The sequence below is a fragment of the Synechococcus sp. R55.2 genome, assembly GCF_047462075.1.
In the GTDB taxonomy this organism is placed as follows: Bacteria; Cyanobacteriota; Cyanobacteriia; order Thermostichales; family Thermostichaceae; genus Thermostichus.
Map to the genome: position 1 here is coordinate 1 of NZ_JANSIH010000459.1, position 1,740 is coordinate 1,740.

Here is a 1,740-nt window from a genome sequence, read left to right on the forward strand (position 1 = left end):
CCAGAGCAACAATGAGTACCCGGTACTGCCCGGGGCTGAGATCGACTCGGTGGTGGCCAGCTTTGGCACCTTTAAGGAAGATACGATCAACGCCGCCAGCATTGGCCGCGTCACCCCTGATGCCCTAAAGGTAATGGATCGGGCCGGTTGGAAGTAGATCAGGCCTCCAGGACAGGCCCTGAGTGCAGCCTTTCATTGCTTGACGCCGTGAACGTTAAGCAGCTTGACGGTTCTTGGCCAAGCGTCGATACTCTAGGACGGCGTTGCTTCCGTTCGAGGCCGCTCAGGCGTCCTGTCTTTCTTTTTCAAAAGCTTCTGGAGGTTTGCCAAATGAAACAACTGCGAACAGCAAGCTTGTTCTTGCTCCTGCTTTCTTTAACTTCTTTCTACACCAATAGCCCGGCAAAGGCAATTGAAAACCTTCCCGAAAAGGCTCCTGTTCCAAAGCGGGATCTGCTTTTGACCACAGAAAACGGCGTCAAAATCTACAATGGTGGGTTTGGCTCTGGCCTTGCCTTTGATGGCCAATATTTTTATGTGCTCACCGATCGCGGTCCCAATATTGATGGAGCTGAGTCAAACGACAAGATTTTCCCTAAGCCAGACTTTACCCCTCAAGTTGCCAGATTGTCTTTGGACGGCAAGGGCTTCAAGTTGGACAGGGTCATCCTGCTGCAAGACGAGACAGGCAAAAATCTCACCGGGATCCCCAATCCATCTGGCTCGGGGGGAACGGGAGAGAATGCCTACGATCTCAGCGGCAAGCAGCTTGCGCCGGATCCCAAAGGTATCGATCCAGAGGGGATCGCGGTGGCCAAAGATGGAAGCTTTTGGGTTGCCGACGAATACGGACCTCACTTGATCCATTTTGATTCCAATGGCAAGGCCATCGAGTGGCTAAATCCTTTTGGAAGTGGAGTTGGCGGCAAAAAGCTTCCAGAAGTTTACAAAAATCGGCGCCCCAATCGCGGCATGGAGGGGCTAACTCTGACGCCCGATCAGAAATACTTGGTCGGCATCATGCAGTCTCCGCTTTTGAACCCCAACAAAGATGTTCAAAAGACCGCAACTGTTTGCAGGATACTCTTCTATGAACTGGCCACGGGCAAGTTCAAAGAATACCTCTATCCTTTAGAGGGAACTGGCACCGCTGTTAGCGAAATTGTCGCCATTACCGACACAACCTTCCTGGTTCTCGAACGGGATGGCAAAACGCCGGGAGAGGACAAAGAGGTTACGAAGAAGATCTACAAAATCGATACTGCCGCTGCCACGGATGTCTTTGATCCTGGTCCAAATGGCCTGCTGGTTAACGGCAAGACTCTGGAGCAGTTAACCCAAGAGGAAATCATTGCAGCGGGGATCAAGCCCGTTTCCAAAGAAGAAGTATTTTACATTATGTCGATCCCCAATTATCCCCACGACAAGCCGGAGGGGTTGGCCATTCTCAACTCAACTACCCTAGCGATAGTTAACGACGACGACTTTGGCATCGTCTCGGAAAAGGGCGCGGCTCAAGAAAAAACTATGCCTTACCTTGGTAACAAGCAAGACGAGAACATCGTTTATTTCGTTAAGCTGCCCAAGAGCTTGTTTTGAGAGAAAACTTGTTTGGTGAGCCATGAAAATATCTCTTATAAACAAAACCCCGCCCACCAGACGCAACGCAGAAGGCTGTGAACTCCAGGTCCGTCAAAAAAAAAAACTGGTGGGGGGGGGGGGGGGGGGGGGCGGGGGGGG

Annotated in this window: 1 protein-coding gene; it reads left to right on the forward strand. The window is 51.5% G+C overall.

Annotated elements, in window-relative coordinates; all coding sequences use genetic code 11:
- The first annotated feature begins 330 nt into the window (after nucleotides 1-330).
- Nucleotides 331-1,599 carry an esterase-like activity of phytase family protein gene (locus NW838_RS15710; protein WP_414428361.1) on the forward strand — a complete coding sequence of 423 codons (1,269 nt, stop codon included), beginning with the start codon at nucleotides 331-333 and terminating at the stop codon, nucleotides 1,597-1,599.
- Nucleotides 1,600-1,740: the final 141 nt, after the last annotated feature.